Source organism: Caproicibacter sp. BJN0012, assembly GCF_035986805.1.
In the GTDB taxonomy this organism is placed as follows: domain Bacteria; phylum Bacillota; class Clostridia; order Oscillospirales; family Acutalibacteraceae; genus Caproicibacter.
The window spans coordinates 121,798-148,436 of the sequence record NZ_CP142518.1; the positions used below are offsets into that span (position 1 = coordinate 121,798).

Consider the following 26,639-nt stretch of genomic DNA (forward strand, 5'->3'; position numbering starts at 1 on the left):
GCGCTTACTAAAGAACATTTTTCAGCGGAATTTATACACTTTCACTAAAAAATGAAATTTGCTCCGCCTGTTGTTTTCCCCGTGGGAAAAGGCCTTATAAAAAGTCGGAATATCCCTTTCATATTATAGCGAAATAGATTATAATAAGCTATATAAAAAACGCGGCTTTCACGAAAGGGAATGAATGATTTGAGCAAAAACAGGATCAAACTGAATATCTGCGGCTGTGAATGCGTCGTCAGTTCCGAGGACAGCGAGGGGTACATGCGCTCCGTCGGCGAAAAGGTCCAGAAGACCATCGAGGCGATGCTGGACCGGAACGAGCGCATCTCCATCACCATGGCCGCGATCTCCGCCGCGTTAAGCTACTGTGACGACGCCAACAAGGCGGCGGACGCGGCGGAAAATCTCCGCACGCAGATCAAGGATTATCTGGAGGATTCCTCCCATGCCCGCCTGGAGGCGGAGGAATCCCGCAGGGAAATCGAGCGCCTGAAGCGCGAGATCCAGACGCTGCGCGCCCGGCTCTCCGCCGCGGGCGAAACGCCGCCGGAGGGCGCTTCCCCGGAAAAAGCGCCGCCGATCGCTCCGGGGGCGGACGTGCCCCGCCCGCAGACGGGCAGCTTTTCCCGCGTGACCCCCCAGGCGGACGGCCCGGACCCCGAGGGATTCATGAGCTTTTTCGAAAAGAAAACCGATGAGCCATAAGATTGAGATTCTCGCTCCGGCCGGTTCGCCGGAAAGCCTGACGGCAGCCGTCCGCGCGGGGGCGGATGCCGTTTATCTGGGCGGGGCCCAGTTTTCCGCACGGGCGGGCGCAAAGAATTTTTCACAGGAAGAACTGCGGCAGGCCGTGCAATATTGTCACGCGCGTGACGTGAAAGTATACCTCGCGGTCAACACGCTGCTGCTGGACGATGAGCTCCCCGCGGCGCTTGATTTCGTGCGCTTTGCCTGCTCCCTTCCGGTGGACGCGCTTCTGGTGCAGGACATGGGCCTCGCCTCGCGCCTTCTCCGGCACGCGCCGGGCTTAAGGCTGCACGCTTCCACCCAGACCGGCGTCCACACGCCCGCGGGGACAAAAGCGCTGTACGATCTCGGCTTTCAGCGGGTCGTTTTAGCCCGCGAACTCTCCCTGGAAGAAATCTCGGAGATCCACCGCTCCTGCCCGATCGAACTGGAAACTTTTGTCCACGGCGCCCTGTGCATGTCGGTCAGCGGGCAGTGCTATTTCAGCTCCGTGCTCGGTTCCCGCAGTGGAAACCGGGGCATGTGCGCGCAGCCCTGCCGCCTGCCGTTTTCGGCGCCGGGGGGAACGGGGCACGACCTGAGCCTCAAGGACCTTTCCATGATCCCGCGGCTTTCGGAGCTCTCCGGGGCGGGCGCGGTCTGCGCAAAGATCGAGGGCAGGCTCAAACGGCCGGAATACGTCGCCGCCGCCACCGCCGCCTGCCGTTTCGCGGCGGACGGGAAGGAAATCCCTTCGGGGCTTCTGAAAAATCTCGGCGCGGTTTTTTCGCGTTCCGGCTTTACCACCGGCTATCCGGACGCAAAGCGCGGCCGGGCCATGTTCGGCGTGCGCTCGAAGGAAGACGCGGCCGCGGCGACCGGGGAGGTTCTTTCCGGGCTGAAGAATCTTTATTCCAGGGAATTTATAAAAATTCCCGTTGATTTTACGCTGAAAATCAAATATAATAAGCCGATGCAGTTGACCGCCGCCGACCGGAACGGCATGGAATTCACCGTTTGCGGGGCGGTACCCGAACGCGCGGAACACCGTGCGCTCGATGGGAAACGATGCGAAGATCAGCTTTCCAAAACAGGCGGAACACCGTTTTACGCGGACCGCGTCGCCGTGGACCTGGACGATGGGCTGACGGCGCCTGTTTCCGAACTGAACCGCATGCGGCGCGAAGCTCTGGAAACCCTGCTGGAACGCCGCGCCGACCGCCCCGGAATTCCGTGGACGGACTGCGGCGATCCCGGTTTTGCGCCCCACCGTGCGGGGCCGTTCCGGTTCCGGGCGCGGTTTTCCCGCGCGGAACTGCCCGAAAACGCCAAAAAGCTGGAACTTTGCTACATCCCTTATCATACGGAACCTCACCGTATCGCGCGGCTGCTCGAAGAGGGATTCCAGGCGGCGGCGGAACTGCCCCGAGGCTTGTTCGGCATGGAGAGCGCCGTTCGGCGAAGCCTGGAAAACGCGAAGGCCGCCGGCGTCACGGACGTCTGGGCCGGCACGCCCGACGGGGTCCGGCTCGCGCTGGACTGCGGTTTTACGGTTCACGGCGGGTTTTCCCTGAACATCACAAATACCCCCGCGCTGGAATTCTACCGGTCGATGGGCGTGGCCGACGCGGAGCTTTCTTACGAACTGACGCTGCGGCAGGCGGCGCGCATCGGCGGCTCCGTGCCGCGCGGGCTGTTCCTTTACGGCAGGCTTCCGCTGATGCTCTGCCGGAACTGCCCGGCCGCGAATTCGCCGAAGGGCTGTCTTGCCTGTAAATCGTCGCCGGAGCTGACCGACCGCCGCGGCGTGAAATTCCCGGTGCAATGTTACGGCGCGTGCAGCGAGGTGCTCAACTCCGTCCCGCTGTCGCTTGCCGGCCGCATGGGCGATGTGGAAAACGTTGATTTCGGCCTGCTCCGCTTTTCGACGGAAGACACACGGGAAACAGAGCGGATCATCGATGAAATTTTAAACGGAACCGAAAAAAATGCGGAGCCGAACTCCTTTACGCGCGGACTTTACTACCGCGGCTTCGCCGCCCGGCGGGAGGACTCATGAAAATCAAGATCAAAAAAATCAGGGAAAACGCGTTGCTGCCGACGCGCGGCAGCAACGGGGCGGCCGGTCTGGACCTGTACGCCTGCATCGACGAGCCGGTCCTGATCGAGCCGCGCGGGCTGTACCGCATCCCGACGGGCGTGGCGATCGCGCTGCCCGGCCCCGAAACGGTCGGCCTGATTTTCGCGCGCAGCGGGCTCGGCGTCCGGCACGGCGTTTCGCTGCCCAACGCCGTCGGCGTCATCGACAGCGACTACCGGGGCGAATTGATCGTAGGCATCGGCAACACGGGGGAAACTTCCTATCTTCTTTCCCCGGGAGAACGGTTCGCGCAGCTGGTCGTCATGCCCGTCTTTCAGGTGGAACTGCTTGAAACGGACGACCTGGGCGAAACGGTCCGGGGAGCGGGCGCTTTCGGGTCGACCGGAAGATACGGCGATTCTACATAGAGTTTACCTGATGCAAGCTCCCCGCCGGACCAGAAATATTTCCAGGCTGATTCCCTCCGTTGGCCTGAGACAAAATTTTCCGGAGATATTTTTTATATGAAAAAGGGCATTCTAAAAACGCTTCTGTTGATCGTTCTGCTTGTCCTTGCGGTTGTTCTTGGAAAAGCTGTTTCGGACGCGGCGGCCGGCGTGCGTTTTCTTTCCTTTCTGAGCGCCGGGGCCAGCTTCGGGATTTCCACCGTAAACGTCGATCTCTCCATTCTCCGCTTTACCTTCGGAATGACCGTGGATCTGCACGTCGCCCAGGCTCTTCTGCTGATCGCCGCAATTTTAGGGTATAACAGAATACACTGAAAGAAGAATTCATCAAAGAGATAGGAGTTTTCTTTACCATGTTACTGCTAGCGTCTTCATCGCCGCGCCGCAGCGAGCTGCTGAAAATGGCCGGTTATGAATTTACCGTTGTGCCGGCCAACGTGAGCGAAACCTTCCTGCACGGAACGCCTCCCATGCAGATTGTGGAGCAGCTTTCCGCGCGCAAGGCGCAGGCCGTTGCAAAACAGCATCCGGAAGCCGTCATTCTGGCGGCCGACACCGTTGTTGTGTTCAAGGGCAGGATTCTGGGAAAACCGAAGGACGCGGAGGCGGCGAAGGCCATGCTGAAACTTCTTTCCGCCAACGTACATCAGGTCTACACCGGCTACACCGTCATCAGCGGCAAAAAGCTCATCAACGGCCACGAGTGCACCTCGGTGGAGTTCTACACGCTGTCTCAGGCGGAAATCGACGCTTATGTCGAGACGGAGGAGCCGTTCGACAAGGCCGGGGCCTACGGGATCCAGGGCCGGGGCGCTCTTTTTGTCAAGCGCATCAACGGCGATTATTACAATATCGTCGGCCTGCCGATCGCCAAAATCCACCGGATCCTCGCCGGCCTTCAGGAAAAAGCCGAGCAGCCTTCCTGACGCGCGGAATTCTGAATTAAAGGTTGAGAATCTCCGGCATTCGGGTTATAATAAGAAAAGATCGGATCATTCGGAACCGGCCGCGGCCCGGATGCGTTGAAAGGGGAAAAACAGATGTTTTCAAAAGATATAGGAATCGACCTGGGCACCGCCAACACCCTGGTCTTTATGAAGGGAAAAGGAATCGTCATGCGCGAGCCGTCCGTCGTTGCCGTGGACGTCCGCTCCGACACCGTTCTGGCGGTCGGCCAGCAGGCCAAGGAGATGATCGGCCGCACGCCGGGTTCCATCGTGGCCGTCCGCCCGATGAAGGACGGCGTGATCGCAGACTTTGACATCACGGCGACGATGCTCAAGCATTTTATCCGCAAAGCGGTGAAAGCGAACGCTTTTTCCAAGCCGCATATCATCATCTGCATCCCTTCCGGCGTAACGGAGGTCGAGCGCCGCGCCGTGGAAGATGCCGCGCGCCAGGCCGGAGCGAACAACGTCGAGCTGATCGAGGAACCGATGGCCGCCGCGATCGGCGCAGGGCTGCCCGTCTCCGAGCCGACCGGCAACCTGGTCGTGGATATCGGCGGAGGCACGGCGGAGGTCGCCGTCATCTCGCTGGGGGATATCGTCACCTCCGTTTCGGTCCGCTGCGCGGGGGACAAGTTCGACGAATCCATTATTTCCTATGTGAAGAAGAAGTACAACCTTCTCATCGGCGAGCGCACCGCCGAGGAAATCAAGATCAAGATCGGCTCCGCGTTCCCGACCGAGGACAATGAGGGCTCTTCCGTCGAGATCAAAGGGCGCAACCTGGTGGACGGCCTGCCGAAAAACGTGACCATCAGCGCCGGGGAAGTGCGGGAGGCCCTGAGTGATCCGCTGGCCCTGATCGTCGACGCGATCAAGAGCACGCTGGAAAAGACCCCGCCGGAGCTTTCGGCGGACATCATTGACCACGGCATCATGCTGACCGGCGGCGGCGCGCTGCTGCGCGGGCTGGACCGGCTGGTGGAGCAGGAAACCGGAATGCCCGTTCACGTGGCGGAAAATCCCCTGGACTGCGTGGTCAACGGCACCGGGAAACGGTTGGAGGTCAACATGCCGTCCTCCTACTACAAAGAAAATAAAAAGCACTGAATTTTACAGAGTGTAAAACCCCCTCCAGCATAGCCGGAGGGGGTTTTTTTACGGCTTCACCGCGCGGGTGGCGAGATAGGTCGGCGCAAAATCCTGCAACCGCCCATTGCCCGGCAGGTCGCGGTCCTCATAGAGGTTGGTCAGGCGAAATCCGGCTTTCAGCTGGCCTCCGACCTGCTCCTCCATCGTGTGGCTGAACTGCAGCCCGTCGTCGTTTTTCATCAGTTCCTCGTAAAGAGCCGGATTTTTCAGCGGATTGAACGGCAGCGGATTTTCCACCACCAGACGGTCGTAGTCGTTGAAAAGGAAATTGAGGCCGTTGTCCATCCCGGCGAGAAGGACCCCGCCGGGTTTCAGCACCCGGAAGCATTCGTCCCACACGGGCTGGACCTCCTCGATATAGCAGTTGGAAACCGGATGGAAAATCAGGTCGAAGCTCCCGTCGTGGAAAGGGAGCGGCTTTGTCATGTCTCCTCTGACGATTTTGACCTGATAGTTTTCGCGCTCCGCGACTATCCGCTCGCTTTCCAACTGCCGGGCGGAGTTGTCGAAAATCGTGCATTCGGCCCCAAGCGCCGTGAAAATCGGCATCTGCTGCCCGCCCCCGCTGGCAAGACCCAAAATCTTCAGTCCCGGAAACGGCGGAAACCAATCTTTCGGAACCGGCCTGACCGGCGTAAGCAACACATCCCATTCGCCCTGCCTGGCCCGCAGGAATTCTTCGCGGGAAACCGGGATGCTCCATTGATTCCCTTCCTCTGCCCAGCGATCCCATGTTTCCGAATTGACCTTTGTATAATTTTCTCTTTGCTTCATGATTCTCTCCTTTGCAGCCGGCTGAATCCCGGCTCAGTCCAGCAGTTCCCGCAGCATGCGGGGGTACCGGTTCAAAAATTCCTTCGTCACCCGGAAGTTGTCCGTTTCCTCATATGCGCGCCGATGAATCCCGTCGGCGGAAAGCTCGTAGATGACGCTGTCCGGGTAAGCGGTCAGGATCGGCGAATGCGTCGCGATGACGAGCTGGGATTCCTGTTTGACCAGCTCGTCGATCCGGCAGAGCATCGCGAGCTGCCGCCGGGGCGAGAGCGCGGCTTCCGGCTCGTCGAAGATGTAAAGCCCGTGCCCGCCGAGGCGGTTCATCAGCAGCGCGAAAAAGCTCTCCCCATGTGATTTTTCGTGCAATGAGCCGCCGTAGCTGTATTTGATCTTCGGCCCCCTGCCGCCCTCGTCCAACTGCTCAATATTGGTCGCAACGTTGTAAAAGCTTTCGGCCCGCAGAAAATACCCGTCGCGCGGATGCCGGACGCCCTTGTACAGGGTAAGATAATCGCAAAGCTCCGAGTGGGAGCTGTACGTCTCAAAATTGAAGTTCCGGCTGCCGCCTTCCGGGTTGAAACCGCAGCAAATGGCGATCGCCTCGGTCAGCGTCGATTTTCCCGTGCCGTTTTCCCCGACCAGGAACGTGACGCTCCCGTGCAGCGGCAGCTCCGAAAGGGCGCGGACCGCCGGGACGGAAAACGGGTACCGGTCAAAATCCGTCACCCGGTCCCGCCGCAGCGCGACGGCGTTGATATACTGCTCCCGCATTGTGCCCTCCTTCCGGCGCGCCGGCCTCTCAGTACAGCGTCTTTGGGTCCATCTGCTCCGTTCGGAGCTCCAGAAGTGTTTTCAGGTCCTCTGAAAATTCCTTCGGCGTCTGCGTCTCTTTCTGCTCCAGTTCTTCCAGGACCTCCAGCCGGAACGCCTCCGCGCCGAACTCGTCCCAATCCCTTTGAAGCTTCAGGCTCAGCCCGCTTCCGGTTTTTTGGGCGAATTCAAACCGGTTTTGGAAGCCGCGCAGATCCGGCGCGGCGGTCAGCAGGACTTTCCCGTTTTTTGTGTTCCGGATCCCACAGATCCCGCCGATCTTTTTGCGTTCCCGGTATTCGCTGATTCGTTCCTTTTTCTCCTGCTTTTCCATGTATTTCTCCGTTTCCGCGGCGGAGCGCCGCCGCAGTTATTTTTATCTTATCACAGGCGGACTTGGTTTGCAAATTCCCCATTCGGGAACTTAAATTGAAAATCTGGGAAAATTTGTTGTTATGAGGATACTAAGATGTGAATTCTCGGTCGACTATTTTTGAGGAGCGTCTATGGTCAAATTTTTTAAGGTTCTGGGCTGGGCTGTGGTTCTCGGCAGCATTCTGCTCTTTCTCCTCGCGATAAAGGACCTGACCTTTTTCCAATTCCTTGGCATGGTGCTGGGGCTTTCCCTGGGGCTTGCTTTCCTCGCGGTCGGCGACCTGATGGAGCGGGTGTCCGATCTGGAATCACGTCTTGATCCGCCGCCGATGGAACCGGAAGAAGAGGACATTCAAAAAGTTGTCTGTCCGAACTGTTACAAGAAATACGGCCTGGATTTTCCCAAATGCCCGGACTGCGGAACCCAAAACAGCCTTTGGTAGATTTTCTTTCCGGCCATGATCTTGACAAAAGACGACGTTCCGGGGTATGATTGCTTTAGAAATTTAAGATGGGAGTTGAAAGGATGCGCCATTTTTCCCGCTGATTACAGTTCGCCAATCGGTTGGACGGCCTGATTCCAGGCTGTCTTTGTCGCCGTGCGGCTGCGGGAGAATCTGCGCATCCGAAAGCTCCTTTTTTTCGGGAGCTCCATCCGCCGGCAAACGCCGGCGGATGGAGTCCTTTCGTTGCAAAGGGCCGCGGGGAGTGAGGTTTCCCGCGGCCCCTGCGCATTTTCGGGAGGATTCCATGTCTCTGATTCAAATTTCAAACCTTACTTTTTCCTATGATGGAAGCCCGGAGCCCATTTTTCAAAACGCATCGTTCGATTTCGATACCGACTGGAAGCTCGGGCTGATCGGGCGGAACGGGAAGGGCAAGACCACCCTGCTGAACCTCTTGATGGGAAAATACGAATACCGCGGAACCATTTCCTCCGGCATTGCATTCGACTATTTCCCGTTTTCGGTTCCGGACGAATCGAAAAGCGCCTTGGAGCTGATTCGCGGGATGGTCCCGGGCTGCGAGGACTGGCGCGCTCAGCGGGAGCTGTCCCTTCTGGACGTTTCGGAGGATGCCTCCGGACGGCCCTTTTCCACCCTGAGCAGGGGGGAGCGCACCAAAGTGCTGCTGGCCGCTCTGTTTTTAAGGGAAAACCGCTTTCTGCTGATCGACGAACCGACCAGCCACCTCGATCTGGAAGCCCGCGGGCGCACGGCCCGCTATCTGCGCGGAAAGCGCGGATTTTTGCTGGTTTCGCATGACAGGGCGTTTCTGGACGGCTGCGTGGACCATATTCTTTCGATCAATCGCAAAACCATCGAGCTGGAAAAGGGAAACTGCTCGTCCTTCCTGGAAAACAAGCGCCGCCGGGACGAGTTCGAACTGGCCGAGCACCAAAAGCTGGAGCAAACGGCCAGGCGCCTGTCCGAAGCCGCCGCTCGGACGTCGGGCTGGTCGGACCGCGTGGAGCAGACCAAATACGGCACGAAGAATTCCGGCCTGCGGCCCGACCGGGGTTACATCGGTCACAAGTCCGCCAAAATGATGAAGCGCGCCAAAACGATCCAGGCAAGGCGCGAACAGGCGGCGCGGGAGCAGTCCGCGCTTCTGAAAGATCTCGACACGGCGGAGGACCTGAAAATCCATCCCCTGTCTCCTCCGAAAAGCACCTTGCTGGAGGCGCGGGACCTCTGCCTGTATTATGGAGGCCGCAAAGTCTGCGGCCCGGTTTCGTTCCGCCTGAACGCGGGCGGCCGGCTGTTTCTGCGCGGGCGCAACGGCTGCGGAAAATCCAGTGTTTTGAAGCTGCTGACCGGGCAGCCGGTCGACCACACCGGCAGCCTGTGGATTGGGCCGTGGCTGACCGTTTCCCATGTGCCGCAGGAAGCCGATTTTTTAAGCGGCGGGCTCATGGAATACGCCGAATCGCGCGGCATCGACAAAACCCTGCTCTTTTCCATCCTGCGCAAGCTGGATTTTTCGCGCGGGCTGTTCGAGCGCGACATGGCCGGGTACAGCGAGGGACAGAAAAAGAAGGTGCTTCTCGCCGCCAGCCTGTGCGAGCCCGCGCACCTTTACGTCTGGGACGAGCCGCTCAACTATATCGATCTGCTTTCGCGCATGCAGCTTGAGGAAATGATCTTATCCGCCTCCCCGACCATGCTTCTGGTCGAGCATGACCGCGCGTTCCAGGAAGCGGTTGCGACAGGCTTTGCCGATCTCTGAAAACACCGCGCGGCCTCTCCCGGCGGAACCCGGGGCTCCATTTAAAAAATGGAGCTTCTTTTTTTATGCCCGGACCCAGTAACAGGAGCCGTCTTTTTTGCGGTCGAGGAAGCCGTACTCGATCAATTCCCTGCGAACCGTGACGTAATCGGCGCAAATCCTTTGCAGCAAACGGTTGACCTCTTTTTCAGTGTATCCCCGTCCCGGCGCAAACAGCGCCGCGATCTGCCGCAGCACCACAAGCTTTTTCTTCTCCTTTGCCGGGAATTCCTTCAGATGCCCCGCTTCATCGAAATACGCGCGCCGGATTCTTTCGCTTTCCTCCTCGGTCACCGCGTACCGCAAATCGACCATCGCGGCGCTTTTGGGCACGGGGAGCAGCCGCCCCGCCCCCTCCTCTGCGGCGTTTTGCTCCACAAGCCGGTGAATCGCGAGGAAAACCTTTGCCTGGTTTGCCTTTTCCCGCAGCTTAAACCGATGGTTCCTCACGGTCGATTCGCTGCAACCGATTTCTTTCGCCGTTTCTCGGTCGGAACGCCTCTGATACGCGCTGATCAGGTACTCCTTCTGGACCTCGCTCAGACCGGTGCAGCGTTTGTCAAGGCCGACCAGGTAATCAAACGCCGAACCGTGTTCGGCGGCAATATGTTTTTCAATATACTTTCTCGCCTCATAAAAGGCGCAGTTATCCTGATACACCGCCCCGTCCTCGAATCGCTCCCCGCAGATCAGGCAGATGTAAAATCCGTCCCGCAGCGCATATCCGCGCGCGATTTCTTCGACCGACGCGCTCCAGAACAGTTCCGAAAGTTCCATTTCCGTCCCCTTCTTTTTTGATATCATATCACGATTTTACAAATATGTAAACAATTTTTAATTTCGTCTACACATTGACAAACAAATTTTCAATGTGTATGATGCTTTTATTGTCTGCAAGGGTGGGAACCGAATGGGCCGTTGGAAAAAACGCCGGAATTACCTGCTTTTTTTACAGGGTCAGTTCGTCTCGTCGGCGGGGGACGCCCTGTATGAAATCGCGCTGGGATTCTTTCTTCTGCGAACGTACCGCTCCAGCGCGCTGATGGCAATGATAGTCGCCGTCTCCGCCGTTCCCGGACTGCTCGCCGCGCCGTTCGCCGGCGTGGTGATCGACCGGATGGATCAGAAGCGGATTCTCGTTTTTGCGGATCTTCTTCGCGGGGCCTCCATGACCGCAACGGCGGCATGGACCTGCCTTGGCCATCCTCCTCTGTGGGTGTTCTGCGTAACGGGGGCGATTCTCAGCATCGGCGGCGCGTTCTTTACTCCCTGCGTCAAATCGCTGATTCCCCGCATCGTGGAGCGGACCGGCTGATGCGGGCGAACTCGGCCCTGAATGTCGCCCAGAACCTCACGCAGACCGCCGGAAACTCGTTGGGAGGATTTTTGTATCGGTTCAGCGGCGCGGGAGGAATGTTTCTGATGAATGGGATTTCCTATCTCTTCTCAGGATTTTTGTCCCTTTTCCTGAAGGTCAGAAATCCGCCGGAAAACAAAAAGGCGGGTTCCGAACCGCTTTCCTTTTGGAAAGATCTGAAAAGCGGAATCGGATACACCGCGAAATTCACAGGCTTAAAAGATCTGATTCTCATGGCCTTTATTCTTAATTTCTTTGCAAGCGGTTCCTTTCTCCTGCTTCAGCCGTTGTTTCTCAGCACGCCGGGATTCGGAATTCAGAGATATGGAATCGCGGCGGGCGCAATCAGCGCGGGCAACCTGATGGGAATGCTGTTCACCTCCGTTTTCCGGATTCCATCCGGGAAACAGATGACCCTCTTTCTTGCGGCGGCCGCGGCGACACGGTCCTGAACGCGCTGTTCCCGTTTGCCGGGCCCGGAGCCGGCCTGATTCTTCCATGTGCCGCCGGATTTGGGAACTCCGTCGTCAATGTGTTGATTCTGACCGCCGTCCAGCGAAGCGTTTCGGAAAAGATGCGGGGAAAAGTGTTTTCCCTTATTTCCATGGGCGCCCATGGGATCGCCCCTATGGGAATTGCCGCCGCCGGGGCCGCCGCCGAAATTTTTCCTATCAAATACCTGATTTTTACCTGCAATTTCATCAATCTGCTTTGTTTTTCTTTCTTCGCGTTCCAAAAGCCGTTCCGAGACCTGATCAATTCCGGGACGCGCCGCGAATGACTCCGCCCCGGCGCGCCCAGACGAGGTACAGGACCAGCCCCGCCGCGCAGAAAGCGGAGCCGAGAGCGAACGCGCGGCTCAGGCCGGAGCCGGCCGCCTTCCCGAGCGCCGCGCTGACGGGAGCGGAAAAGCCGTCGGCCGCCATCGAATAAATGCTCAAAACCGCCGCGCGCGCGAAGGCAGCTGCGCTCTGGCGGTTCTGGACTGTCATTGCCGCCGGGGCGAGCAGCGCGGCGGCGGCATTCAAAGCCGCGACGCAAAAAGTCGAAAGCGCCGCATTCCGGGTGACCGATAAAACGGCGCATGAGGCAGCGGCAAGCAGGAAAAGCGCGGAGGTAAACGCCGTTTCGCCGATCCGGGCGGAAATCCGATGGGAAAACACGGCGGAGAGCGCCGCCCCCTGCACCGCGAGATAGCACAGGCCCATCGCTTCGACCGCGATCCCGCACTCCCGATACTGCAATTGGCTCAGAAAGACCGCCGCCGTCTGCACCGTCTGGGTCAGCAGCGCGCACGCGGCCAGATAGAGCAGGAACCGCAGGGCATTCCGGCCTTCCGACCGCAGCAGCCGCGCCGCCCGTGAGAACGGGACCGGCTCCGCGCGCGGCCCCCCGGCCTCCGGAAGAAGAAACGAAAGGGCGGCGGCAATTCCGTAGGTTCCCGCCGTCAGCCCGGCGGAACGGCTCAGATCCCCGCCGATCCCGAATGTAAACACCAGCGCGGCAATCACGATTCCCAGGGCCGTGAAAGCGTGATAAAGGCTGAACGCCGCCGCGCTGCGTTCCCTGCCGGCGCAGGCGTAAAGGTAGGCCGAATCGCACCCGGACAGCCCCGCGCACACAACGGCGAGAACCGCCCGCTCCAGCAGAAACAGCGCAAAGCTGTCCGCCCGCCAGAATACCAGCTTGGAAAGAAAATACAGAAGGTTGCAGATCAGGATGGTCCTCCGGTACCCGGTCCGCTCGGCCAGAAATCCCATCGGGAGTTCGAGCGCGATCATCAGCAGCAGGGAGACGCTCTCGATCAGCGTGATCTGGAACACGCTCAGCCCGCGTTCCACCCGGTACAGGCCCGCCGCGGGCGCGTAAAACACCATGCCCTGCAAAAGGACAATGACATAATAAATCTGATATTTAGTTTTAAACAAAAAAATCCTCCTGACTGTTTTTTGCATCGGAACAAGGCCCGCTGTCTGCGGGCCGGGACATGCAAAAAAACAATCAGGTTGGATTTCTCATGGCGGTTCTCCCGTTACAGATTTTATACTGGTTCCATGATATGATTTTCCGCGCGGAAAGTCAAGAGCGGACCCGCCGCCTTGCTTCCGCCCCGTTTTTCGTGTAGAATGAGAATCGAATGAAAATCCGAAAAACGAAAGGGGGATTCCATTGAAAAAAGCAGGATTTTTTATGCTTTTGATGACGATCTTCTGCCTGACGGCCGCGGCGGGGTGCGCCTCCGGCGCCTCCGCTCCTCCGGGCCGGACGAATGCCGCCTCGCCGTCCTCCGGGACGGAATACGCCGCCGCGGACGCCGCGGGCCTGGAGAACGGGGCACAGAAAGCCTCTGCCAGGTCCGCCGCCGAAAGCAGGCCGGCTTCCGACTCCCGCAAGGTGATCAGGAGCGCGGATCTGGACCTTCAGACCACCCGTTACGATGAGGCCAACGAGAAGCTGGGGACTCTGGCCGCGTCGTTCGGCGGGTACATCGAGAGCTCCACGGTCCAGGGGGACGCCTCCGGCAGCGGAGCGCTGCGAAGCGCCTCCTTCACCGTGCGGGTGCCGTCGGACCGGCTGGACGAGTTCCTGACCGGAGCCGGGAACCTCGGCAGCGTGGTCCGCAAGAGCGTCGCCGGGCAGGACGTGACGCAGAATTATTTTGATTCCGAAACGCGGCTGAAAACGCTGCGCGCGGAGCAGGACCGGATCCTGGAGCTGATGGGAAAAGCCGAAAAGATCGACGATGTCCTTGCGATTGAAAAGCGCCTGACGGAGGTGCAGAACGAGATCGAACAGCTCACCGGGCAGCTCAAGCAGTGGGATTCCCTCATCAGCCTGTCCACCGTAACCGTTGCGGTCAAGGAGGTCGCGGCGATCACCGCGCCTCCGGCGAAGGGCCTGGGCGGACAGGTCGGTTCCATCTTCCGCGCCTCGCTGCGCGCGCTTGGGGAGGCGTGCCGTTATCTTGTCCTCGCCGTCACGGCGGCCCTTCCGTTTCTGGCGGTTGCGGCCGTCATCGGCGCCGCAGTGCTCTTCTTCCGCCGGAAAATCAAAAAGGGCCGGAGCACCCTCCCCGGCGGACCCGGCAAAGAAGAATCCGGCAAGCCGGACGCGAAGTAGCCGCCTCTCCCGGCCTGCCGGGCGAAACCTAATACCAGACCAGGAACAGAAAAGCCAGCACGCCGGCGCACAGCGACAGCAGAAACAGCAGCAGGGCCGTGACCGCCTGGAGCAGGGTTTCCCGCTCCCCGCCGCGCACGGCGGCCAGAAGGCCGAGAAACGACAGCAGAATCGTGACTCCCGCCAGGATGCTCATGTGTTTTCCTCCCTCCGCGCCGCCGGTTACTAAAATCTACGGCGGGGCGGGGAAAACTATTCCCCGCGGACAAAATAAGAGCGCGCTTTTTCGGAAGAAATCAATCCGTCCTCCGAAGCGGCGCGCTTTTCTGCCGTTATTTCTTTACAAATTCCATATCCACCAGGGTGTCGTAGGAATAGCTCCCGGTATAAATGCCGGTCTTTAAAAGCATATCCATGTCGGTCGTGACGGCCTGCTTGCTGATGATCCCGTCCGGGCTCCACAGATTATCCTGGTAGGCGCGGTCGAGGGAAGCCTGAATTTCAGCATCGGAAAGAGTCGGGAATTCCAGCTTCAGCACTTTTTTCGCCGTATCGTGGTCGTCCTGGACGACTTTGAGGGCCTTTTTCATCGCGCTCACGAACTTCTGCACGGTCTCCGGGTCCTTTTCGATGGTCGATTTCTTCACGCTGAGCACGGAGTAAGAGAAATCGCCGAGGTCGGTGAACTTGTAGAAGGGCTCCTCCCAGATTCCCTTGGAAATTCCCTCGCAGATCTGCGGCTCCGCGCCGTTGCCGATATCCCCGTTGCCGTTCTGCAGCATGGAGACCACCGTGGCGGCGTCGGCATTCTCAACCAGGCGCACATCCTTCTCGGGGTCCAGCCCCAGATTGATCAGCAGATAGCGTGTCAGAAGGTTCGGACTCCCGCCGTGACGGCCCGCGACAATGCTTTTTCCTTTCAGAAACTCTTTCAGGTCCGCATTGTTCCCGCTCTTGGGGGCCGTTCCCTCTTTGGAGAACAGATACACGTTCGCACGGTTGACGCAGTTGCATACCGCGGTGACCGGGTCGGAATTGTTCTTGTTGCCCAGCGCGATGGAATCGACTCCGGCGATCACGCCCCAGGCGTCGCCGCTGACGACGGCCGTCACATGGTTGCCGCCGGTCGCCTGGATCACCCTGACGTCCAGTCCCTGTTCCTTAAAATATCCTTCGTGCTGCGCGACATACAGCGGCAGGTAGCCGCTCAGATGCACGGGCTCCGCGATGACGAGCTTTTTCAGCTGCGCCGCCTGGGAATCCGTCTGCGCCGGGGAGGCTGCCGAACAGCCCGTTAGCAGCACAACCGCAAGGCCGGCCGCGGCCGCGAGCAGTTTTCTGCCCGCGGAAGAGATCCACCTGTTTTTCATCTTGTTTTCCCTCCAAAAAAGATTTATGAGGAAATGATCGCCAGTCGTTTGGACAACCATTTTTCCAGAAGAATGACTCCCCAATACATCAGCATGGAGAGAACGGAAAGGACGAACACGCCCACCCAGACCAGGTTGATATCGAGAATCGTGCCCGCGTAGATGATCATGCGGCCCACGCCCTGTTCGGAGGAGATGAACTCGCCGACGATGGAGCCTGCCAGAGCCAGCGCGATGTTGATCCGCAGGCTGGAGATGATCCACGGCATCGACCACGGCACGACGACCTTTGAAAAGACCTGCCGCCGCTTCGCGCCGAGGGACACCATCAGCGTTTCCAGCGCGGGGTCCACGCTCTTGACCCCGCCGTAGGCGGAAATCGCGCTGGTCACCACGGTCATCAGAAAGGCGAGCACGGCCTTGGAAAAGAAGCCGATGCCGAACAGGATGACCAGAACGGGGCCGAGCGCCAGCTTCGGCAGCGCGTTCAGGATGATGAGAAAAGGCTCGCTGATCCCGGCGTAGGTTTTCGACCACCAGAACGACAGGCCCAGCAGGGCGCCGGTCAGCGTGCCGGCGACAAAACCGATGATTGTGGAGCCGGAGGTGTAGACAATATCGCGCAGCAGCGTACCCTGGGTCATCTGTACCCACGCCGTCTGGAGGATCGCGCTCGGGCAGCTCCAGTAATAGGAGTCCAGCCAGCCGATGCGGGTAAAGAATTCCCACCCGGCGAACAGAAGGACACCCACCAGAATTCTTCCGGCGAGCACCCGCCGCCTGCGCTTTTTTTCCTCTGTTTCCCCGTCGTAGGATTCGATCAGGCGCGCCGTCTTCTCTTCTTCCCGCAAAGGTTCGCCGTCCGCCGCACGGCGAACCGCGCAACAGGTTTCCTGATTGATGACAGCCATTTTTTTCACTCCCGTCCCTATGAAATTTCCTCCGCCCGAGCCTGCCCGGCGGAGAGCAGCTCCAGCAGATGATGTTTCAGTTCCATAAACCGCGGGGTCGTCAGATCCTCCGGCTTTCTCGGGCGTGCGATCGGCACCTCGATTTTCGCCAGCACCCGCCCCGGTCTCTGCGAAAAGACATAAATATCATCGGAGAGGTAGACGGCTTCGTCGATATCGTGCGTGACAAAAAGGATCGTCTTCCCGAAATCCTGCCAGATCTCAAGCAGCCAGTTCTGCATCGAAAGCCTGGTCTGGGCGTCCAGCGCGCCGAACGGTTCATCCAGCAGCAGGATATCGCGGTCATACAGCAGCGTGCGCAGCAGCGCCGCCCGCTGCCGCATTCCGCCCGAGAGTTCGTTCGGGTAATGGCTGTCAAAGCCCCCCAGCCCGTATTTTTCCATCAGGGGAAGGGCCCGCTCCACGGCCTGCGCGCGCGGCACGCCGCGGATCTCTAGCCCAAGGATAATGTTGTCCAGAATGGTTCGCCAGGGCAGCAGGAGGTCTTTCTGCAGCATATAGCCGACTGTTCCGGCCTTTCCTACAATACTCCGCCCGTCGACGGTGACGTCCCCCGCGGTCGGCGGCATCAGCCCGGCGATAATATGAAACAGGGTCGACTTTCCGCAGCCGGACGGGCCGATGATGCTCGCGAAACGCCCTTCCTGAACGGCCAGGTCCGTTTCCGCCAGGGCGGCCACGTTTGTTCCGTTTTTGCGAAAAATTTTGCTGACCCCGGTCACTTCGATTTTACAGGGTTCGCGCATTCAAAACTCTTCCTTTCTTGAACTGATTCGGCCCGCCCCGGGCAGACCCCGGGCAGGCTTTCGCGCCGGCTCTTTTTCTCAAAGCTCCGGCAGTTCATTCAGACAGGCATCTACATCGCGGTCAAGGCATAGGATCGTGCCGGAGAATTCCGACGCCGCGTCATAGTCCTTGAAAACGGCGATTACATTCAGATGAAACCGTTTTTCTATTGCTGTTTTAATTTCCTTTTTAAAAACCTGCGTCAGCAGGTGATCCATATAGTCCGTTGTGCCGGAATGTTTGTCGTCCAGAAGCTTTAGAGCGGGAATTCGGGTGTTCAGGGACAGAATGATGATTTTGCTGCCGGCAAACTCGACATTCTGCTGCCTTACGCCGGTATTGAAAATCTGCCTGTTGACACTGTTGTATACTTTCAGAATTTCCTGCTTGAAAGTACCGGCGACCATGGCGCGCCCCCTTTTCCTTTTGTAACCAAGAAGATCCCCGCCGGCAAGCCGGCGTTGTTTTCCAACGCAAAGAAAGGATTTTCTTCCCGCGGTCCGTGAGAAGGCATCTCGCGGGAATATCTTCGTTTCCTGCCCTCTTTCGGACGCAAAACGTCCCCGGCGCCGGCGCCGAGGACGCCCCCTGGCGCAAACGCTTTTTCAATGATCGTCAATCGCCATGAAATTCTTGATACAAAGAAAGACGCTTTAAGTGCTCCTTAAAGCGTCTTTTCTCTCAGCGTTCCAATCGCTGCGTTTCCTGATTCTTTCACATCTGATACCATAATAGATCAATCCGGGAAAATTGACACCGGTTCAATAAAAACAATCAAAAGAAAAGCGCCGTCCCCGGAAGGCTCAGGCGCTGATCCGCGGACGCAGAACATTGGTCAGCCCAAGGTTTTCCACCCGTTCTCTGATGCGCTGCGGGTCGGCGGAATCCAGCCCGAGCGTCTTCATCCGCTCGTACAGTACGGAACCGGAAAACGTGTATTTCCTGGAGAGCCCCTGCTCGGAGCCCATCTGCTCCCGGACGAAGGCGATGGCCTCGCCGCAGGCGAGAACCCGCGGCAGAACCCGCGGCGCCTCTCCGGACGCCGTCCTCGCGGCGTTGACCCCGGCGAGCGACCCCGTGACGATCGCCTCCGTGTGGCCGACGAGCAACCCCGCTTTTTCCCCCGCGCAGAACAGATTTTTCATTCCGCGTACCAGAAGAGAATCGTCGCGCGGCGCCATCGCCAGAAAGCGCACCGAATTCCCGCGGCCGCCCGCGCAAGGGTCGAGAAAGCTCGCGTTTTCAAAGCCGGGCACCCGCCGCAGCCTGTGAAGATCGAAGAACGGGGCCATCAGCTTTGCGTGGCCCGTGTCGAGCAGAATCAGATTTTCGCGGTACTCCGGCAGCGCGTACTGCTGACACGCTTTTTTCGCGAGGTGGTCCTCAACAAGCTCCTTCGGGAGAGGGACAATCACGACCCCCGCCGCTTCCAGGCGCTCCACGATGGAGGGCGCGAGAGACTCTTTCAGCAGCTTGCAGGCGCCGCTCATCGCGCCCGTCCCGCCCTCGGCGTTTTTCCCCTGAATCTCCGGCACGCCGGCAAGCGCCGTCAGGCTGACCCGCCCGCCGAAGCTCGGGCATCGCAGGACGCACATCGCGCAGCCGTTGCCGTATTGCGCGCAGTTGCCCGGCGGCCCGGCGGAGCCGGTCGCGTCGACGAACACATCGCCTTCAAAGACCCTTCCCCTGTCGTCCGTCACGCTGCGCAAGGTCCCTTCCGCCGCTTCCGCCTTCCGCACGCGCGCCTGATACTCGACCTGAACGCCGATTTCGCTCAGATACCGTTCGACCGCGGCCGGCGTCCTGGTTACATCGTACAGGCTCGCATGCCTGTGCCCCGGAAAATCGACGTCACGGTGCCGGGCATAGTCGTCCGTGATGCGGAACAGCTCTCCGGCTCCGAACGCGGCGCACTCCTCCTGCGCCGTGAAACGCCCGTTGTTGCGCATGATCCCGCCGACCAGGCCCGTGCCGAGCAGCAGATCCGTCCGCTCCAGCAAAACCGTCTCCATCCCGCATTTTACCGCGGATACCGCCGCGGCGCAGCCGGCCCAGCCGCCCCCGGCGATCACCGCCCGTCTCTTCTGTCCCATACCGGCATCTCCTTTCGAAAACTCCACAGCCCGAAGGAAAGAACCTCCCCGCGGCCGCCTCGATATTATCATGCGCAGCCGCGCTCCGGAGATACTCTGACAGTACATTTTCGGCCAAGCGTGCCAAAAAGCCGGCCCCCGCGGGGCCGGCCGGTAGGAAGTTACTGTGTTTCTCCCTTGTCTTCCAGAAGCTTTACGCTGACTTCCTTTGTGGCGCCGGCTTTGCCGCCGCCCGCGGTTTCGGAAAGGGAGGTGGAATAAATTTTCATCTTGATCGTGTCGCCGGGCTTATGCCGGTTCAGGACCGCGTACAGGCCGTCCATATCGGTGATTTTCGTCCCGTCCGCTTCCGTGATGATGTCGCCCTGGACGGCGCCGCTGTTTTTCAGGGAGCTGTCGGAATCAATGCCGACGATCAGCACGCCCTGCGGATATCCGTAAAGCTGCGTGTAGAGCTCCTCAACCGTCTTGGCCTTGACGCCCAGCCGGGTGCGGCCGGACACATAGCCGTGGGCGACCAGGTCATCGATGATGGTCTTGGCCCGGCTGACAGGAATCGCAAAGCCCATGCCCTCGTAGCCCGTCGCGACGATTTTGTTGGAATTGATGCCGACGACCTGCCCGTACAGATTCACCAGCGGCCCGCCGGAGTTGCCGGGGTTGATCGCCGCGTCCGTCTGGATATAGGTCATGCCGTTGTCGCTGTGCTCCTCGATCGAGCGGTCCAGCGCCGAGATATATCCGCCGGTCAGGGAGCCGGCGAAGCTCATTCCGCCGGGATTGCCGATCGCGATGACCTGGTCGCCCACCTGCATGCCGTCCACGGTGCCGAACGTCGCCGGGGAAAGCCCCGTCGCGTTGATTTTCAGCACCGCCAGGTCGGAGGTCTTGTCGTATCCTACGACCTTTGCCTCGTAACCTTTGTTGTTATGCAGGATCACCTTGACGGGGTAGCTCTTGGAATAGTTGATCACGTGCGCGTTGGTGAGGATATAGCCGTCCGAAGAGGCGATAATGCCGGTTCCTTCGCTGGTGCCGCTCTGCTGGATCGTCGTCTGAACGCCGACCACGCTCTGAATCACCCGCTTGTAAACCTCCGTCGCGGTCAGCTCGCCGCCGGACGGATGCGGCTGCACCGCGATCCCGCCTGCATTCGGATTGGTTCCGTCGCCCTCCACGCCGCCGATGAGGCTGCCGGAGGAAGAGGGGGAGGAAGAAATACCGCCCTGTTCTCCCGAAGCGGAGGAGGAAGCTGAATTTTCGCTGCTTGCGGCCGCCGGATTCTGATTTGAGATCCGGTATCCGTAAACGGCGGTCCCGACGATCAGTCCGACGACCAGCACGCCCAGCACCCAGAAAAGCGCCTTCAGGCCGGTCCCCATTTTTTTGGGCGGCACGGGCGGCTGGCTCGGTTGGCCGTACTGCCCGCCGCCGGAATAATTCCAGTACGACTGGCCGTAGGGATTGTCGTACTGCGCGCCTCCCGGCTGGCTCCCGTTTTGATTTCCGTAGCCGCCGTAATTCTGCTGCTGTCCGTAGGGGGCGCCGTAAGGAGAGCCGTAGGGCGCTCCATACGGCCCGTAGCCGTTCCCCCCGTAAGGGGGCGTTCCGTACTGCCCATAGGGGGGAACCGGCGGCTGTCCGGGAGCCTGCCCCGGATTTTGTCCCTGCTGCGCGGACTCCGGCGGCTTTTCCCCCTGAGGCGGCGGCGCGCTCTGTCCGGAGGGCTCTCCTTCGGGCGGAGCCGGTTGCCGGGGTTCCTCCTCTGGCTCTTCCGGAGGAGGAGCCGAAGCTTCACCGTCCTCCGCTTTTCCGTCCTCCGCGGCGTCCTGCGGCGCCGATTCCTGTTTTGCCTCGTCCTGCTGACGGTCTCCGTATTCCCATGGGTCTTTTTCACTGTTTGGATCAAAGCCGTTGTCGTTCATAAAAAAGCCCTTTCATTTCTTTTTCGGTTCTTCCTTCGGTTCCTCGCCGCGGGTTTCCACCAGATGGCGCTGGTCTTCGCGGGGTTTTTCGATCCGCCTGGGGAGCCAGAATTCAAACCGGCAGTTTTCATGCCAGACGCTTTGGGCGGTGATCTCGCCGCCGTGCAGCCGGATGATGGTCTTCACAATGTACAGGCCCAGCCCCATGCCCTTTTTGTCCTGGCTTCGGGACTTGTCGGTCTTGTAAAAACGCTCGAACACCATCGGCAGTTCATCCGGAGAGATTCCGTCGCCGCTGTTTTCAACGGAAACGGTCGTCCGGTCCGTTTCCTGACGGATGCCGATTTCGATATAGCCGCCCTCATTTGTAAATTTTACGGCGTTGTCGATCAGATTATACACGACCTGATGAATCATGTCGGGGTCGCCGTCCACGAACAGGCTTTCGGCGTTTTCCAGCCCCCGGACTTCGATCTTTTTATCCTCGATCGCCTTTTCAAACGACAGCATCGCGGAGAGCACGGTGCCCATCAGGTCGAACCGCGCCGGCCGCAGCCTCAGCTCGCCGCTGTCGATGCGGGAAAGGTCCAGCATGGTCCGCACCAGGCGCGAAAGGCGCTTGACCTCCTGCGAAACGATGCGGAGGTACTGGTTCTGTTTTTCCGGAGGAATGGTTCCGTCCAGAATGCCGTCGATAAATCCGGCGATCGTCGTCATCGGCGTCTTCAGCTCATGGGACACATTCGCGATAAAATCGCGCCGCACGTGTTCCACCGACGCGAGAGAATCCGCCATGTTGTTGAACGCCACCGAAAGCTGGCCGATCTCGTCCTGGCTCGCGACCGGCACGCGCACGGAAAAATTTCCTTCCCCGAAGCACCGCGCGGCGGCGGCCATGTTTCGCAGCGGCTGCACCAGCTTGTAAGAAAACAGCCAGATCACGCAGAAGGAGATCGCAAACGCCGCAAGCGCGGCGAAGATGATCATCTTCAGAACGTCCAGCCGGAATGCGTTGAATGATTTCACGCTGTAGGCCGCGAACACCGCGCCGATCTGCACGGGAGTTCCGCTCACCGTGACGGAAATCGGCACTCCGACGATATAATATTTCTGGTTGTAAAAGCCGTTCATCGTCCCTTGCTCGGAATAGCCGCCGCTCAGCGCCTTCTGCATGATCTCCGAGCTGACCCGTTTGGTGGAGTCCACGTTTCCGCCGCTGCCGTAAGCCGCCAGCAGGGTCTGCCCGTTCAGCTTGGTGACGAAAATGTCCGCGTCGATATTCTCCGCAAACGCAAGGATAAAGGTCTGCATCCTCACCCCGTCCACCTGATACTCGTTTCGGTTGACCGTGATCACGCTGTCGGCCGCGATCCGGGCGACGCTTTCCGCGTTTTTCCGGAGAAGATTCTGGTTTTCCGTCTTCCAGTAGCTTGAAATCGCGATCAGCAGAACGAAGCTGAGCAGAAAGAAGCTGATAAGGATGACCAGGGAAGTGATCCTCAGGTATTTTTTAAAAAGGGTTTTCTGCATTGCATCCCCCCGGAGGCGGTTCTCCGGTTATTCTTTCACCTCGAATTTATAACCGACGCCCCAGACTGTTTTCAGCTCCCACTGGTCCGAAACGCCCTCCAGCTTTTCGCGCAGACGCTTGACATGCACGTCCACCGTCCGGCTGTCCCCGTAGTAATCGAACCCCCAGACCTCGTCGAGAAGCTGGTCGCGCGTAAACACGCGGTTCGGATTGCTGGCCAGATGATAAATCAGCTCCATCTCCTTCGGCGGCGTGTCCACCTGAACGCCGTTGACCTTCAGCTCATAGTTGGTCAGGTTGATGGAGAGCTTGTCGTATTTGACCTCTTTCACGGCCTCGCCGCCGTTTTTGCCCAGCCGGCGCAGAACGGCCTTGATGCGGGCCACGACCTCCTTCGCCTCGAACGGCTTGACCACGTAATCGTCCGCGCCGAGCTCCAGGCCCAGCACTTTATCGAACACTTCGCCCTTCGCGGTCAGCATGATGATGGGGCACTGCGATTTTTTCCGGATTTCCCGGCAGACCTGCCAGCCGTCCAGCTCCGGAAGCATGATGTCCAGCAGAATCAGGTCCGGGTTTTCCTTATCAAACTCATCCAGCGCCTTTCTGCCGTTGTCCGCCAGCACCACGTCGTATCCCTCTTTTTCCAGGTACAGCCGCAGCAGCTCGCAGATATTCTGGTCGTCGTCCACCACAAGAATTTTTCCCGCCGCCATTTTGATCTCCCTTCCTCACTCCGCCTGTATCAGGCCTTGTATTAAAAATCAAGAGTCTTGTCCCTATCCGCCGGAATTGCGTCCGGACGCGCCCGGCAATTCTGTGCAGGCACGCCAGGGTTTCATATAATTTGATTATAATAGATTTGGGAATGAAATTATGAATATATTTTAAAAGTTTTTCGCGTAAAATGCAAAATAAACGCGGCAGCAGGACCTGCGCCGCGCTATTTTGAACCGATCCGGAAAGAGGGCAAAGAGACATCATCCGGAAGCGAGTTTTTGGAACAGGCGCCGGGAAGCGTTCCAGTAGGCGTCTTTTTTCCCATCGACCGCGGTGTCCCTGTAAACCCGCAGGGACAGGCCCAGCCTTTCCATCAGGTTTTCTCCCTCCGCCGTCCGGTAGGACAGCCCCGCCAGAGCTTTCAGCCCGGAAAGGGGAATTCGCATCCCTCCGGGACCGCTTTCGCCCGCTTCCGGCGTACTGCCGTCCGTCCTGGCGAACATTCCCAGCTTGCTCTGCTGCTGAGAAAATGAATCCGCGTCGGTCAGGAACAGCATGCAGTCTCCCGCAGAGAGATCCGCTTCCAGCTTGACCTGGTTGGCGGCCTGAATCCCGGAGCCGCCGTTTTCCGCGCCGGCCGCGTAGCTGTCGATCTGCACGGTCACGCGGCCGTCTCCGTTTAAATCCTCGCCGCACTTTGCAATGTTTTTTTCCAGCAGGCCGACGGCTTCCTGCGGAAAACCGTTGGCCGTGACCAGCCCGATTTCATAATCGGCCCCGGGGCGCGTCAGGTCCCGCGCCAGAAAAATCAGGAAAACCGCCGCCGCAAGCAGAACCAGCGCGTGCCATTTGTGGTAATACCAGAAGTTTTCCCATTTTTTCCTCGGAGTATCCGGTGTTGGACTCTGCGGCTCCGGATATTCCCCGTCTCCATGAATCAGGAGGCCCTCCCGTGCCATCGGAACGTCAGTCCTCCCGCGGTTTCATCGTCGGGAACAGCAGAACGTCGCGGATGGAGGCGCTGTCCGTCAGCAGCATCACAAGGCGGTCGATGCCCATTCCCATTCCCCCGGTCGGCGGCATGCCGTATTCCATCGCCGTCAGGAAATCCTCGTCGATCACGTCGGTCTCCTCCTCGCCGGAGGCGCGAAGCTCCGCCTGGTGCACAAAACGGCCGCGCTGGTCGATCGGGTCGTTCAGCTCCGAATAGGCGTTGGCGAATTCGCAGCGGTTGATAAACAGCTCGAAGCGCTCCACGAGCTCCGGCGTGCCGCGCTTGCGCTTCGTCAGCGGGGAAACCTCCACCGGATAATCGTAGATGAACGTCGGCTGGACGAGCTTATCCTCGGCGGTCGCCTCGAAGGCCTTCGCCATGATGTCGCCCCATTTGTCGGCGGGACCCAGCTCCAGATGGAGCTGCCCCGCGGCCTCGCGCGCCTTTTCGTCGTCGCCCTTGAACGAGAGGAAATCAATCCCCGCGTATTTCTGAATCGCGTCGTTCATCGAAAGGCGGGCGAACTCCCCTGAAAGGTCGATTTCCTCGCCCTGCCAGGTGACATGCTCGGTGCCGCAGGCCTTCCTGGCGCATTCCTGGACCAGCAGCTCGGTGCGGTCCATCATGCCGTGGTAATCGGTATAGGCCTCGTACAGCTCCAGGCTGGTGTACTCCGGATTGTGCTTCACGTCCATGCCCTCGTTGCGGAAGCAGCGGCCGATTTCATACACCCGCTCCATGCCGCCGACGATGAGGCGCTTTAGGTGCAGCTCCGTCGCGATGCGAAGGTACATGTCCATGTCGAGGGTGTTGTGGTGGGTAACGAACGGGCGGGCCGCCGCGCCGCCCGCGACGGTGTTCAGAACAGGCGTCTCGACTTCCACATAGCCCAGGCCGTCGAGCACGTCGCGGATGGCGCGGATGATGGCGCTGCGCTTTAAGAACGTATCCCTGACTTCCGGATTCATGATCAGGTCGAGATACCTCTGGCGGTACCGCAGGTCCGTGTCCTTCAGGCCGTGGAATTTTTCCGGCAGGGGCAGAAGCGATTTGGAAAGAAGCCGTATTTCCTTCGCATGGACGGAAATCTCCCCCCGGCGGGTCTTGAACACATACCCCCTGACGCTGATAATATCGCCGACATCCCAGAAATTTTTCAGGTCGGTGTAGCTTTCCTCTCCGACCTGGTCGATCTTCATGTAGACCTGGATCCGGCCGCTGCGGTCGGAAAGGTCCATAAACCCGGCCTTGCCCATATCGCGCCATCCTACAATCCGGCCCGCGATGCAGACATCCTTGTTCTCCAGCTCCGAAAAGCGGTCCCGGATCTCCTGCGCCGAACAGTCGTGGGGGCAGGTGGTGATGTGAAAGGGGTCCTTGCCCGCTTTCTGCAGCGCGGTCAGCTTTTCCCTCCGGATCTCCGCCTCGCTTCTGTTCTCCGGATTTTCCGCATTTCCTGTCAGTTCCATTGTGCCGTCGCTCATGTTCATTCTCCTAAATATTTTAGTGATGAGGAATTTCCCGCCGCGCCGTTTCAGTGCGGGTCCGGCGGGCCGGAATGGAAAAAGGGCAGGAAAGCCTCCCGGCCGTTCCTGCCCGCAGTTTTCACTTGGATATGGCTAGAATCTCATATTCCATGACTCCGGCGGGCACTTCCACCGTGACTTTATCGCCAATCCCGTGATCCAGGAGGGCCCTGCCCACCACGGACTCATCCGAAATGCAGCCGTTGACCGGGTCCGCCTCATTGGAGCCGACCATCCGGTAATTGACCACATTGCTGCCGCCGGTCTTCGGATTTACGACGCGCAGCTCCACCTTTGAACCGATGTGCACGTTCTCGCCGCTCAGTTCGCTTTCGTCGATCACGCGGACATTCTTCATCATCACTTCGATGTCCGCGATGCGGGCCTCGACGATTGCCTGTTCGTTTTTTGCCTCATCGTATTCGCTGTTTTCGGACAAATCGCCGAACGAAAGGGCGACCTTGATTTTTTCAGCGACCTCTTTCCGTTTGACGCTTTTCAGCTCTTCAAGCTCACTTTCCAGCTTGTCAAGGCCCTCTTTTGTCAGGATCACCTGTTTGACCATTTTATTACCACCCTTTTCTCCTGGACATTAAAATCAGATATTTGCGGCCTTGCCTGTAACCTCGTTACAAACAGGGCCG

Annotated in this window: 27 protein-coding genes and 1 pseudogene; 11 read left to right on the top strand and 17 right to left on the bottom strand. The window is 59.1% G+C overall.

The annotated features are described in order from the left end of the window. Positions 1-189 precede the first annotated feature (189 nt). The 6 genes from zapA (at position 190) to VA597_RS00605 (ending at position 5,333) form a co-directional block, all read left to right on the top strand. On the top strand, positions 190-708 hold the full coding sequence (gene zapA / locus VA597_RS00580) for a cell division protein ZapA (protein WP_205703182.1): 519 nt from the start codon (positions 190-192) through the stop codon (positions 706-708). Further along, positions 698-2,788, top strand: a complete 2,091-nt coding sequence (locus VA597_RS00585) for a U32 family peptidase (protein WP_243112569.1) — start codon at positions 698-700, stop codon at positions 2,786-2,788. Before zapA ends, VA597_RS00585 begins: the two co-directional genes overlap by 11 nt. Next, entirely contained in the window at positions 2,785-3,237 is a 453-nt protein-coding gene (gene dut / locus VA597_RS00590; protein ID WP_128741127.1) for a dUTP diphosphatase, read from the top strand. The genes VA597_RS00585 and dut overlap by 4 nt, the downstream gene beginning before the upstream one ends. Positions 3,238-3,333: 96 nt before the next feature. Beyond that, complete coding sequence (locus VA597_RS00595; RefSeq protein ID WP_128741128.1) at positions 3,334-3,591, top strand: DUF4321 domain-containing protein; 258 nt, start codon at positions 3,334-3,336, stop codon at positions 3,589-3,591. A gap of 38 nt (positions 3,592-3,629) precedes the next feature. Then, the gene (locus VA597_RS00600) at positions 3,630-4,202 is read left to right on the top strand and encodes a Maf family protein (protein ID WP_128741129.1); all 573 of its coding nucleotides are present in this window, start codon (positions 3,630-3,632) and stop codon (positions 4,200-4,202) included. Between the two features lie 114 nt (positions 4,203-4,316). Beyond that, positions 4,317-5,333 (top strand): rod shape-determining protein, encoded by a 1,017-nt coding sequence (locus VA597_RS00605; RefSeq protein WP_128741130.1) that lies wholly within the window; start codon positions 4,317-4,319, stop codon positions 5,331-5,333. Positions 5,334-5,381: 48 nt separating this feature from the next. Here VA597_RS00605 and VA597_RS00610 read toward each other — a convergent pair whose 3' ends face one another. From VA597_RS00610 to VA597_RS00620, 3 genes are read right to left on the bottom strand one after another with little or no spacing between them, the layout of a single operon-like run. After that, positions 5,382-6,149, bottom strand: coding sequence for a class I SAM-dependent methyltransferase (locus VA597_RS00610; RefSeq protein ID WP_128741131.1), 768 nt, complete (start codon positions 6,147-6,149; stop codon positions 5,382-5,384). A 33-nt stretch (positions 6,150-6,182) separates the two neighbouring features. Then, positions 6,183-6,920: an AAA family ATPase gene (locus tag VA597_RS00615; protein ID WP_128741132.1), complete on the bottom strand. Its 738-nt coding sequence runs from the start codon at positions 6,918-6,920 to the stop codon at positions 6,183-6,185. Between the two features lie 28 nt (positions 6,921-6,948). Further along, the gene (locus tag VA597_RS00620) at positions 6,949-7,293 is read right to left on the bottom strand and encodes a GIY-YIG nuclease family protein (protein ID WP_128741133.1); all 345 of its coding nucleotides are present in this window, start codon (positions 7,291-7,293) and stop codon (positions 6,949-6,951) included. A gap of 172 nt (positions 7,294-7,465) precedes the next feature. On the opposite strand from VA597_RS00620, the gene VA597_RS00625 reads away from it, so the two are divergent. Continuing rightward, positions 7,466-7,777 carry a hypothetical protein gene (locus tag VA597_RS00625; protein WP_128741134.1) on the top strand — a complete coding sequence of 104 codons (312 nt, stop codon included), beginning with the start codon at positions 7,466-7,468 and terminating at the stop codon, positions 7,775-7,777. Positions 7,778-8,084: 307 nt separating this feature from the next. Next, on the top strand, positions 8,085-9,563 hold the full coding sequence (gene abc-f, locus VA597_RS00630; RefSeq protein WP_128741135.1) for a ribosomal protection-like ABC-F family protein: 1,479 nt from the start codon (positions 8,085-8,087) through the stop codon (positions 9,561-9,563). Between the two features lie 63 nt (positions 9,564-9,626). Here abc-f and VA597_RS00635 read toward each other — a convergent pair whose 3' ends face one another. Then, positions 9,627-10,379, bottom strand: coding sequence for a DUF2087 domain-containing protein (locus VA597_RS00635; RefSeq protein ID WP_128741136.1), 753 nt, complete (start codon positions 10,377-10,379; stop codon positions 9,627-9,629). A gap of 141 nt (positions 10,380-10,520) precedes the next feature. On the opposite strand from VA597_RS00635, the pseudogene VA597_RS00640 reads away from it, so the two are divergent. Beyond that, positions 10,521-11,408 (top strand): annotated as a pseudogene (locus VA597_RS00640) (MFS transporter); the annotation flags it as partial. Between the two features lie 83 nt (positions 11,409-11,491). Further along, positions 11,492-11,740: a hypothetical protein gene (locus VA597_RS00645; protein ID WP_128741139.1), complete on the top strand. Its 249-nt coding sequence runs from the start codon at positions 11,492-11,494 to the stop codon at positions 11,738-11,740. Here VA597_RS00645 and VA597_RS00650 read toward each other — a convergent pair. Next, positions 11,715-12,887, bottom strand: coding sequence for an MFS transporter (locus VA597_RS00650; RefSeq protein WP_164918899.1), 1,173 nt, complete (start codon positions 12,885-12,887; stop codon positions 11,715-11,717). The genes VA597_RS00645 and VA597_RS00650 overlap by 26 nt on opposite strands. A gap of 241 nt (positions 12,888-13,128) precedes the next feature. Between VA597_RS00650 and VA597_RS00655 the strand changes: the two genes are divergently transcribed. After that, entirely contained in the window at positions 13,129-14,079 is a 951-nt protein-coding gene (locus tag VA597_RS00655) for a DUF4349 domain-containing protein (RefSeq protein WP_128741141.1), read from the top strand. Between the two features lie 28 nt (positions 14,080-14,107). Here VA597_RS00655 and VA597_RS00660 read toward each other — a convergent pair whose 3' ends face one another. The 12 genes from VA597_RS00660 to greA all read right to left on the bottom strand — a co-directional run bounded on the left by VA597_RS00660 (position 14,108) and on the right by greA (position 26,560). Then, on the bottom strand, positions 14,108-14,275 hold the full coding sequence (locus VA597_RS00660) for a hypothetical protein (RefSeq protein WP_164918900.1): 168 nt from the start codon (positions 14,273-14,275) through the stop codon (positions 14,108-14,110). 136 nt (positions 14,276-14,411) lie between these two features. Continuing rightward, entirely contained in the window at positions 14,412-15,449 is a 1,038-nt protein-coding gene (locus VA597_RS00665) for an ABC transporter substrate-binding protein (protein WP_128741142.1), read from the bottom strand. Between the two features lie 23 nt (positions 15,450-15,472). Then, positions 15,473-16,360, bottom strand: coding sequence for an ABC transporter permease (locus VA597_RS00670; protein WP_128741143.1), 888 nt, complete (start codon positions 16,358-16,360; stop codon positions 15,473-15,475). A gap of 17 nt (positions 16,361-16,377) precedes the next feature. Beyond that, positions 16,378-17,166: an ABC transporter ATP-binding protein gene (locus VA597_RS00675; protein WP_128741144.1), complete on the bottom strand. Its 789-nt coding sequence runs from the start codon at positions 17,164-17,166 to the stop codon at positions 16,378-16,380. 78 nt (positions 17,167-17,244) lie between these two features. Then, positions 17,245-17,613, bottom strand: coding sequence for a Na-translocating system protein MpsC family protein (locus VA597_RS00680; RefSeq protein ID WP_128741145.1), 369 nt, complete (start codon positions 17,611-17,613; stop codon positions 17,245-17,247). A gap of 396 nt (positions 17,614-18,009) precedes the next feature. Next, positions 18,010-19,299, bottom strand: a complete 1,290-nt coding sequence (locus tag VA597_RS00685; RefSeq protein ID WP_128741146.1) for an FAD-dependent oxidoreductase — start codon at positions 19,297-19,299, stop codon at positions 18,010-18,012. A 161-nt stretch (positions 19,300-19,460) separates the two neighbouring features. Next, positions 19,461-21,224 carry a trypsin-like peptidase domain-containing protein gene (locus VA597_RS00690; RefSeq protein ID WP_128741147.1) on the bottom strand — a complete coding sequence of 588 codons (1,764 nt, stop codon included), beginning with the start codon at positions 21,222-21,224 and terminating at the stop codon, positions 19,461-19,463. Between the two features lie 12 nt (positions 21,225-21,236). Further along, positions 21,237-22,754, bottom strand: a complete 1,518-nt coding sequence (locus VA597_RS00695; protein ID WP_128741148.1) for a sensor histidine kinase — start codon at positions 22,752-22,754, stop codon at positions 21,237-21,239. Positions 22,755-22,781: 27 nt separating this feature from the next. After that, positions 22,782-23,471: a response regulator transcription factor gene (locus VA597_RS00700; protein WP_128741149.1), complete on the bottom strand. Its 690-nt coding sequence runs from the start codon at positions 23,469-23,471 to the stop codon at positions 22,782-22,784. A 264-nt stretch (positions 23,472-23,735) separates the two neighbouring features. Beyond that, complete coding sequence (locus tag VA597_RS00705) at positions 23,736-24,434, bottom strand: hypothetical protein (RefSeq protein ID WP_128741150.1); 699 nt, start codon at positions 24,432-24,434, stop codon at positions 23,736-23,738. A 7-nt stretch (positions 24,435-24,441) separates the two neighbouring features. Beyond that, on the bottom strand, positions 24,442-25,953 hold the full coding sequence (gene lysS, locus VA597_RS00710) for a lysine--tRNA ligase (protein WP_128741151.1): 1,512 nt from the start codon (positions 25,951-25,953) through the stop codon (positions 24,442-24,444). 121 nt (positions 25,954-26,074) lie between these two features. Continuing rightward, on the bottom strand, positions 26,075-26,560 hold the full coding sequence (gene greA, locus VA597_RS00715; protein WP_128741152.1) for a transcription elongation factor GreA: 486 nt from the start codon (positions 26,558-26,560) through the stop codon (positions 26,075-26,077). Positions 26,561-26,639: the final 79 nt, after the last annotated feature.